Below are 8,140 nucleotides of genomic sequence, written 5' to 3'. Positions count from 1 at the left end.
GAATCATAATTATAATTCACTGCAGGAAAGCCAATGTGTTGTATTTCTACAATGTTCATATTTAACCTCCTTGGCAGGTATGGAAATCGAATACAAAAGTCATATTGAAGTGAACGAATCAGGTTTGAAAGAAGATGACCCAGAAAAAGTATACAAAATGATAGGACAAAAAGAAGGTTGGGTGTATACGTTAACTTGTTTAATGAGTTACTTGGAAAATGACGTGAATACTTTAAGAGCATCATTAATTCATTAGTTAAGCGAAACTTCACCGATTAAAATGAAAAATTGAGCTCTTTTTGACGTGAAAAACACAATTCTCTTGTAGACTTCTTGTTCAACGGGGGCTAATGGGTGCTTATCTTGAATAAGGGGTTTTTAGTTTGTGAAGTCTTACTATTTGTTTAGTTCGAACGAGCCCCTACATACTGTTGATTTTCAATTGGAGGGTATTTTTGTAAACTCTGTACCTATAAAAGATAAAAAGGCAGGAGAAGAAACCTTTCGTTTCATTTCAAATGAAAAGGCATCCCTGATTACTGAATAAAGGTTAGCAAATTTCAATTTTCCCACTTACGGATGCTCGTTTTAATGAAAAGTTGGCTGGTTTAGCAGCTTTTTTTGTTATGCCACTAACGTTAATTAAAGAGGGAATATTAATTTATGCATTTTCATATCAAGAATATAACAATAAGGAGTAAACAAAAATTGAGGAGGTATTGTAGTGAACCAACACCAAATCATAATTGTTCAGTATGATTCCAAGTATGCTGAACAAACAGTGAGAATGTGGCGAAATAGTAAGGAACGGGCAATTGGTCAGAAAGAAAGTCATAACTTAAAAAGTCACATTTATTTTTTAAACCACATATTACCTCAGCAGTTTCAAATAGATTTAGCGTTAATAGAAGAAAGAGTAGTTGGAATGATTGCCTATAACGGAACGGAAATAAGTCAACTTTATGTTCACATAGATTATCAAGGAATTGGTATAGGTCAAATATTATTAAATAAAAAAATCACAATCAAGCGGGAAATTAACGTTGTACACGTTTGAAGTAAATAAAATTGCACAAGGATTTTATGAAAAAAATGGATTTAAAATAATTGGAAGAGGCTATGAAAATGAAGAAAAGTTACCTGATATTCAATATGAATGGAATATAGAAATAAATGAAGTAATCTGATGCGGAGTTAAAGAAAATAGTCTGTTGCCTTTACTTATTTCTTATTCCACTACCGGGTGCAGCTCAAATCTGAGCGTTTTTACTTGCCATTTATATTTCTAATTTACTGTTGAAATATATACTGATTAGTGTGAAATTTATATTGTTATTAACATTTTTCTACCCATCAACCGAACCCGTTAGTAATATGCTAACGGGTTCACTTTTGGGGTGCAAAACGCCAATTCTCAAGTTAATTAACAGCAGAAATCACAATAAATTCGCATATAAAAACGCAAGCCAAATCACAGGCTTTCGTTTTTTGAATATTCAATTTCTGAATTGTTCGTATTGTTCATAAACTCTTATTTGAATGTTTATTATCAGAAGCAATCACTAGTAATATAGTTCCAATAAATAATAGGATACCTTCAATTAATATTGACCAAATACCAAATGGCAAAATATTAGCCAATGTCACTCCTGCCAAATTTAAAGTTAATCCGATTGCAAATATTATTTTATGTGGTAATGATTTTATTTTATTTAAAATATACTTGTTCCCCATTTCGCCTGTACAAATTTCATCGCTTCTTAGTACACATATGTGTCTTTTCTTTCTCTAATATTTTACACTACATTACCATCGATTTGGAAAATAACCTTGTTTTTATTTCTTTATTCATAATGCAAATCACAACAAATTCACACACACTCCAATAATTATTTCATATCCTGTGAATTACTATGTGAATTGAAATAAGAAAAGTGGTGATTATTCTATAAAATAGTTGATAAATCAATAAAAAAACACATTGCTTCGGCTAACTTGGCAGTTTAGTTGAAGAGAGATTCAGGCTAAAATTACCTGATGTAATACATAAAAATAACAATTATTATTGATTAGAAAACACAGTATAAAATGGATGTGAAACACACATTATGGATTTGATTGATTTTGGTTTTTTAATAATAATGGCAGTTATTTATGTTGCAACATCTAAAGAAATGAAATTAGCAATATTTGATTATTTATTAATAATTTTACCTTTTTACTGTATTTATTATTTAATTGGTTTCTTGTTAAACATCCATAGAGATTTTCGTAACACTATCAGTATTATTGTGTGGTTATTAATGATAAATCGTTTCTTCAAGATTAGTTCAAAAATCAGAAAATATATAGTCAAAAGAAAAATGGATAGACGTTGTTGAACGGGTGCTTTAGTAGAAGAACATTGAGTTGCAGTGCAGCTCTTTTTTCTTGTTCAACTAAAGGACAGGTTGAAGAAGGAATATTGATTAATGTTGTGGAATATGATTTTTAAAAAGGAAAAATATGGGGGGGTTATGAATAAAAACCTAATGGCTTTTTCTATTATTTTTTTGGGGCTATGTATCGTTCTAGGCTCTTGGTTTATTTCACAATCTTTAAGATTCAAAAAAGATGATGTCGTAAAGATACAACAAGAACAAAATCGTTATGAATATATCAAAACGTCGGATGATTACGATATGATTTTTGATAAACAAACTGGAGATTATTGGGGAAATTTACAAGGGGAATGGGAAAAACATACTCCATTAATTTCAAATCATTCGAATTAGTTTTGCATAAATGATGGTATTCTTCTTCAATTAACGGGGTGCTTTGCTTTAAGATCAGGCTGCCTTAATTGGCGGCTTTTTTTTATTAAACTAACGGCGTTCTTTAGATTAAAAAAGAGTAAAGCCCTTTTCTTCTTCTACTAAAGGGGCAGGTTAGTGGAAGAATATGTTTTACGAAAACTTAATAATTTTGAGTCCTCTTAAATTGTATAGTTGATGTAAAGGAGAATCTTAGTGGGTTAAAATCAAATATTTAAAGTGAGACAAATGAAAATAAATTAAGAGGGAAGAAGTTACTTTTATGAAAAGAATGAGAAAATCAATAATATTTATCGGAACAGCTATCATGATTTCTCTAATAATTGCACTCATCTTTCCAACATGGACTACGGATATACAAGGTGAAAACAGTATTAGTGAATTAGAGCAAGTTGAGATCAATGGAAGTAATCACGAAATTATGATACGAGGTAATGATAAGGATAATCCAGTTATTATTGTTGTACATGGAGGACCTGGAACTCCAGAAATACCGTATGTCAAAGAATTCCAAGACTTATTGGAAACCAATTTTACGGTCGTTCATTACGACCAACGAGCGAGCGGTAAATCTTATCATTTTTTTGAGGATTATTCTAATCTTTCAACAGATTTATTGGTAGAAGACTTATTGGCTATGACCGATTACATATCAGAACGTCTTGGAAAGGAAAAGCTCATATTGATAGGCCATTCTGCTGGTACATATATTGGAATGCAAGCTGCCTATAAAGCCCCTGAAAAATATGAAGCATATATTGGTATCGGGCAAATGAGTGATACAGTAGAAAGTGAGATTGACAGTTTGACCTACGTCATTGATCAGGCTCAAAAGGATGGCAATACGGATGATGTTTTATATTTAAAAGGATTAATGGAACAAATCAAAAACGGCAACACGGTTACTCCACGAAGTTATGTTTTGAAATATGGCGGGTCTACAAGACTTATTGATGACCCAGGTGATAACATAAGTGTTTTTTTAAGCAGTGAGTATAACTTATTAGATGTAATCCGTTATAACTATGGGATGGGCTATTCTCAAAAGATGCTGTTAAAAGATATATTAGAAAATCCATTGCCTAATATTGTAACAAAACTTGAAATCCCATTCTATTTTGTTATGGGCAAATATGATTATATGACTTCATCAAATGCAGCAAAAGAATATTTTGATAGGATAGAAGCCGACCAAAAGGAATTTATTTCTTTTGATCAATCGGCTCATTATCCACAATTAGAAGAAAAGGAAAAATTTTATGAATGGATGTCAGATACATTTATAAAAAATTAATATTGCCAAAACTTCTTGAATGGATTCAGGATATGAATTGGGTAATAGCTCGAAATATTGCCGAACTGCTTTTGGATTTTCCAGATGAAATAATCCCTCTCATACAGTGTTTATATTAAATCTTATTTTTCCTGAATTACCTGAAAAATGAGGTGTGGGTACCGTTCAGTAACAAAAATAGCGGGATCTTTATCCTGGCGAAGGTCTAAATATCGCTTGAGCCAGATTTCACACCGTATATTAAAGTAGACCTCCCTTTCCTTGTCACCCTTCCCAAGCACAATTGCAGAACGATTGGACCAATTAATATGATAATTATCTAGAGAAAAAACTCCGCCTATTCTACAACCTGTTAAATACATAATGATCCAATATCCACATCGCTAAAGTGTTGGATAAGTAGCTTAGATTGTAGCCTATATGCTTTTAATGTCTGTGGAGAGAATCCTTCAATTCTTTTATCCGATTCATATAATTCCCAGGCTTTTGATAATAACAAAATAATTCCTCCTTATCGGTTATATTAGAGGAATTATTGCCTTGATTATAGAAATGGAAACGTTAGGTAATGAAGTAGCGGAGAAGGATAGTTTAATTGGTATATTTAGTCTTTGTGTAGAATTAATACATTAACTTGGGGGTAAAAGATAAAATGCGTTTATCACTTTTAGGTATTTCAATATCACTTTTTGGTATCGCACTAATATTAACATCCAGTGGTTCGGCAACATCCCTTGGACTAGGGGCTTCATTTTTAGGTTTAGTAGTTTCTCTAATTACTTGCTTTTTGAAAGACCGTAAGTGAAAATTCTTACTTAACTAACGGGGGAACTCCTTCAAGAAGAAGGGATTGCCTTGTTGAAGTATAGGGCAGGTTAGTGAAAGAAGAAAATGGAATTTTGATAATTTGATAAGATATAAAATAGGATGTGTAGTATGGAAAAGTATAGAAAGTTAATCGAATCAATACGTTTATATAGTATGATTGCACTAGGTTTTGCAATGGCTATTTCAGGTAATCTAATAGTTTGTTTGTCAATAGCAATTATACTTGGTTTTGTAGACCAAATATTTATTAAGCCCAAATTAATGCCCAAGAGAAAATAAAAATCCAAATATGGTGAAGAAAAGTCTTGATATAACTTTGAGTTCTTCTTCAGCTAACATGTGTGATACTTGAACAAAGGTATGGCTATTTGGAAAATGTATTTAATTACTATTATTGAAATTATTCTATTTTTAGTTGTTGGTTTTTATTAACTGAGTAAGTTCTTAATAATGTATATGAAAGTGCTGGAATTAGCTTTACAGGGAATGTTTGGGTTGTATGGTTTGGTTTATCATTTACGCTTTTTGGGTTATATACAATTATACTCACTTTGTTTGTTTCAAAAGAAAATCGTCTCCTAAAGGAAAGGTTAACCTCAAAAACGTTTTGGATAATTTTTATTGCTTCTATTGTCGGGGTTTTTGTTCCAATTTTTATAGGGAAAATTCCTTTTTGACTCTTTAACAAACGGGTGCGATGCTTCAATATTGAAGGGTCGCTTTTTCCTTCTTAAAGTAACGGGGCAGGTTAGTTGAATAACGATTTGACAATAATAATAATATTTAAAAAGCTAAAAATGTAATAGAATGGGATTTAAGAGGATGAAAAGGATTGCTTCATAGCTATTTAAATAAAGGCGGTATAATAAATGCGAATCTTAGAATTTATTTTTGAAAAAGGGGAACCAACCAGGAAGGATATGACTTATAAAGATAATTCAATTGCTTTTCTAATTTCTGTTGTCCTTTCAGTTGTAATTTTGTCGTGTCTTCGTGCCAACGGTATTAAAATCCATAGCGACAGTGTTCGGGGATGGGTTATTTTTTTAGTAATATATTTCGTGAGTTTCTATACGATAAAATGTTCTAAAGGTAAAAAAATAAAATAGTATTGTGAAACATTTCACTTAAAGTAACGGGTGCGATACTTGAAGAACCAGCTTCCATTTTGGCGGCTTTTCTTATTGTTCAACTGAGCAGATTAATTCAACAACGGACTGGATATTTATGTTGAATTAAGGATAGGAAGGAGGGGAGAGAATTGGTTTACAATGCAAAAACGCAAAGAGGAATATTAGGGTTTTTCTTGGTGATAACAGCAACGTCAATTTCAATAAAAGACTTTTCTAATGGAATGTTATACTTCCAAATTGGACTTATTGTGTTTATTCTATTATCATTATTTATCCAATTTAAGTTTAAGATTGATGACGGTTATTTGGTATATCAAATATTATTCTTGGCAATGCCTATCTACAAAAAAGAAGTATCTCCTAATCAAATAATTCGGATAAAATTTAAACGTCTCGGTTGGATGACCAAGGGTGCCATTATACAAGTGAAAAAAGGGTTTAACATTCGAGTTGTTCATTTTTCTCCCGACAACATATTTGTAGATTTAATTGATTTTGCTAATGAAAACAGTATTTCAATATCTAAAACAAAGGATTATCGAATTTTAGAAAAATAATCTTGTTTAACTATTGGTTGCATTAGTTAAGGAACTGTTTTAATGGCAGTTCCTACTGTTGTTGAAGTAACGTGGCAGGTTAATTCAAAAAAGACCTTTTTGATAAAGGTCTTTTATATGGTTAAAGTCAATCAACCTCTTTAAGAATGTTTTCAATTGTTGTTAATCTTTTATTAAGTTCCTGAATTGATTTTATCTGTTGTTGCTGGAAGGCTATATTTTCAGTATCTAATTTTAATCTTGCTTCTGCTCGGCGTTCAGTACGACGAAAAAATCGGATTATGTAAATGAACAAAATAATAAAAAGCAAAATAGGTAGGATATTTATGCCGTATGAAAATAAAAGAAATAAAATGCCCCCAGTGTCTATGTTAGTCATCATTTTAGTGGTACCAACCTTTCATTTTTTTGCGAAGGGAAAGGACTCATATTTAATCCTTTCGCTTTTTTATACTTAAATTCTCTGCTAAATCAGCAATTATTTGTTCATTTAACACAATGTTAAATGAGTTAAGTTCATAATATTTCATCGCCTTACCAGTTTCTGAAATTTCGTGATGCCCTTTAATTAGTTCCACCTCCTCTAATTTTTGTAAGTGTAAGTAAAGTAAGGGTCTGCTTATACCTAACTCTCTTGCTAATTGACTAACGTATTGCTTTTCTTGGTGCAGTATTGCAATAATCTTAAGACGAAAAGGGTTTGACAATGCAGCTAATAATTTTATTAAATCGTCACCACTCAATATTTGTTTCATATGTAATAATTATATTACAGGTGTAACAACAAAACAATAGATTTTACCTTTTTACAATCAACGTATGCAAAATGCATTTACTATTTAATAAAAAGAAGAGATATAGACGGATAATCTGAAGTATGTAAATAATTTCACTTAAGCTAACGGGTGCTTGAGTGAAGGAGGTAAACTAGGTGGTGTCTCATCCTTATACGCAATTTGAAAATACTACATTATGGAACTTGATTAGTAAGATAATTGATGACCTTGTGGAGAATGATGATATTGAAGAAAAAACTCAGAGAGAATATATCGTTGGATATATAATAAGTAAGTTAATTGAATCAAGTGATGGAAAAAAATTATAAATCCTTTATAAAGCTAACTGGTGCATTTCTTAAATAGAGGTGAAGTTCGTGAAATATACTTGTCCTTGTTGCGGGTATAAAACATTAGATGAAGAACCACCAGGAACATATGATATTTGCGGTATTTGTTTTTGGGAAGACGATGGAGTTCAATATCGAGACCCTGATTTTGAAGGTGGTGCAAATGAGGTTTCATTAAAACAAGCACAACAAAATTTTATTAAATTTGGGGCTTGTGATGAAGGCAGTATTAAGTTTGTAAGAAAACCAAATCAAGAAGACATTAAAGACCCTAACTGGAAACCGTTATGAGTATACATTTGCATATATGATTATGTTTCTTATTCAAGTAACGGGTGCAAAAGTGGAAGAACAAGGATTGCAGCGGCGATCCTTTTTTGAGATTGAGC

12 protein-coding genes and 2 pseudogenes are annotated in these 8,140 nt (G+C 31.5%); 9 read left to right on the top strand and 5 right to left on the bottom strand.

Translation table 11 applies throughout. The features are described from left to right. From BDR01S_RS23755 to BDR01S_RS23750, 3 genes and pseudogenes are all read left to right on the top strand, one after another. Positions 1–256 (top strand): annotated as a pseudogene (locus BDR01S_RS23755) (hypothetical protein); the annotation flags it as partial. Between the two features lie 129 nt (positions 257–385). Then, positions 386–547, top strand: coding sequence for a hypothetical protein (locus BDR01S_RS25560; protein WP_157406250.1), 162 nt, complete (start codon positions 386–388; stop codon positions 545–547). A gap of 177 nt (positions 548–724) precedes the next feature. Continuing rightward, positions 725–1,187, top strand: a pseudogene (locus BDR01S_RS23750) (GNAT family N-acetyltransferase). A 334-nt stretch (positions 1,188–1,521) separates the two neighbouring features. Here BDR01S_RS23750 and BDR01S_RS25990 read toward each other — a convergent pair. Beyond that, complete coding sequence (locus BDR01S_RS25990; RefSeq protein ID WP_066254334.1) at positions 1,522–1,734, bottom strand: hypothetical protein; 213 nt, start codon at positions 1,732–1,734, stop codon at positions 1,522–1,524. 737 nt (positions 1,735–2,471) lie between these two features. On the opposite strand from BDR01S_RS25990, the gene BDR01S_RS23735 reads away from it, so the two are divergent. The 3 genes from BDR01S_RS23735 to BDR01S_RS26700 all read left to right on the top strand — a co-directional run bounded on the left by BDR01S_RS23735 (position 2,472) and on the right by BDR01S_RS26700 (position 4,226). Beyond that, entirely contained in the window at positions 2,472–2,774 is a 303-nt protein-coding gene (locus tag BDR01S_RS23735) for a hypothetical protein (protein WP_066363380.1), read from the top strand. Between the two features lie 301 nt (positions 2,775–3,075). Further along, complete coding sequence (locus BDR01S_RS23730) at positions 3,076–4,107, top strand: alpha/beta fold hydrolase (protein WP_066254338.1); 1,032 nt, start codon at positions 3,076–3,078, stop codon at positions 4,105–4,107. Further along, on the top strand, positions 4,077–4,226 hold the full coding sequence (locus BDR01S_RS26700) for a DUF5071 domain-containing protein (RefSeq protein ID WP_082797565.1): 150 nt from the start codon (positions 4,077–4,079) through the stop codon (positions 4,224–4,226). Before BDR01S_RS23730 ends, BDR01S_RS26700 begins: the two co-directional genes overlap by 31 nt. Positions 4,227–4,229: 3 nt before the next feature. On the opposite strand, the gene BDR01S_RS26695 is transcribed toward BDR01S_RS26700, so the two are convergent. Together BDR01S_RS26695 and BDR01S_RS25555 are read right to left on the bottom strand one after the other, a co-directional pair. Then, complete coding sequence (locus BDR01S_RS26695; protein WP_066254341.1) at positions 4,230–4,469, bottom strand: tyrosine-type recombinase/integrase; 240 nt, start codon at positions 4,467–4,469, stop codon at positions 4,230–4,232. An 866-nt stretch (positions 4,470–5,335) separates the two neighbouring features. Next, positions 5,336–5,623: a hypothetical protein gene (locus BDR01S_RS25555; protein WP_157412987.1), complete on the bottom strand. Its 288-nt coding sequence runs from the start codon at positions 5,621–5,623 to the stop codon at positions 5,336–5,338. A gap of 573 nt (positions 5,624–6,196) precedes the next feature. Here BDR01S_RS25555 and BDR01S_RS23710 point away from each other — a divergent pair. Then, positions 6,197–6,625: a hypothetical protein gene (locus BDR01S_RS23710; RefSeq protein WP_066254348.1), complete on the top strand. Its 429-nt coding sequence runs from the start codon at positions 6,197–6,199 to the stop codon at positions 6,623–6,625. A gap of 127 nt (positions 6,626–6,752) precedes the next feature. Here the strand turns inward: BDR01S_RS23710 and BDR01S_RS25985 are convergent, their stop codons facing one another. Together BDR01S_RS25985 and BDR01S_RS23700 are read right to left on the bottom strand one after the other, a co-directional pair. Further along, positions 6,753–7,004: a hypothetical protein gene (locus BDR01S_RS25985; protein WP_157412989.1), complete on the bottom strand. Its 252-nt coding sequence runs from the start codon at positions 7,002–7,004 to the stop codon at positions 6,753–6,755. A gap of 52 nt (positions 7,005–7,056) precedes the next feature. Then, positions 7,057–7,380, bottom strand: coding sequence for an ArsR/SmtB family transcription factor (locus BDR01S_RS23700; RefSeq protein WP_066254354.1), 324 nt, complete (start codon positions 7,378–7,380; stop codon positions 7,057–7,059). Between the two features lie 176 nt (positions 7,381–7,556). On the opposite strand from BDR01S_RS23700, the gene BDR01S_RS25550 reads away from it, so the two are divergent. Then, a complete protein-coding gene (locus BDR01S_RS25550; protein WP_157406249.1) occupies positions 7,557–7,730 on the top strand; it encodes a hypothetical protein in 174 nt (57 codons plus the stop codon). 48 nt (positions 7,731–7,778) lie between these two features. Further along, a complete protein-coding gene (locus BDR01S_RS23695) occupies positions 7,779–8,042 on the top strand; it encodes a CPCC family cysteine-rich protein (protein WP_066254356.1) in 264 nt (87 codons plus the stop codon). Positions 8,043–8,140: the final 98 nt, after the last annotated feature.

Source organism: Neobacillus drentensis NBRC 102427 (genome assembly GCF_001591445.1).
Classification (GTDB): Bacteria; Bacillota; Bacilli; order Bacillales; family Cytobacillaceae; genus Neobacillus; species Neobacillus drentensis.
Note: the sequence above shows the minus strand (reverse complement) of the source record. Positions and strands in the feature narration are given on the sequence as shown.

Excerpts from the sequence above, each read along its gene's own strand:
- BDR01S_RS23730 (WP_066254338.1), top strand. The coding sequence starts at position 3,076 with ATGAAAAGAATGAGAAAATCAATAATATTTATCGGAACAGCTATCATG.
- BDR01S_RS26695 (WP_066254341.1), bottom strand. The coding sequence starts at position 4,469 with ATGTATTTAACAGGTTGTAGAATAGGCGGAGTTTTTTCTCTAGATAAT.
- BDR01S_RS25990 (WP_066254334.1), bottom strand. The coding sequence starts at position 1,734 with ATGGGGAACAAGTATATTTTAAATAAAATAAAATCATTACCACATAAA.
- BDR01S_RS26700 (WP_082797565.1), top strand. The coding sequence starts at position 4,077 with ATGGATGTCAGATACATTTATAAAAAATTAATATTGCCAAAACTTCTT.
- BDR01S_RS25985 (WP_157412989.1), bottom strand. The coding sequence starts at position 7,004 with ATGACTAACATAGACACTGGGGGCATTTTATTTCTTTTATTTTCATAC.
- BDR01S_RS23735 (WP_066363380.1), top strand. The coding sequence starts at position 2,472 with ATGTTGTGGAATATGATTTTTAAAAAGGAAAAATATGGGGGGGTTATG.
- BDR01S_RS23700 (WP_066254354.1), bottom strand. The coding sequence starts at position 7,380 with ATGAAACAAATATTGAGTGGTGACGATTTAATAAAATTATTAGCTGCA.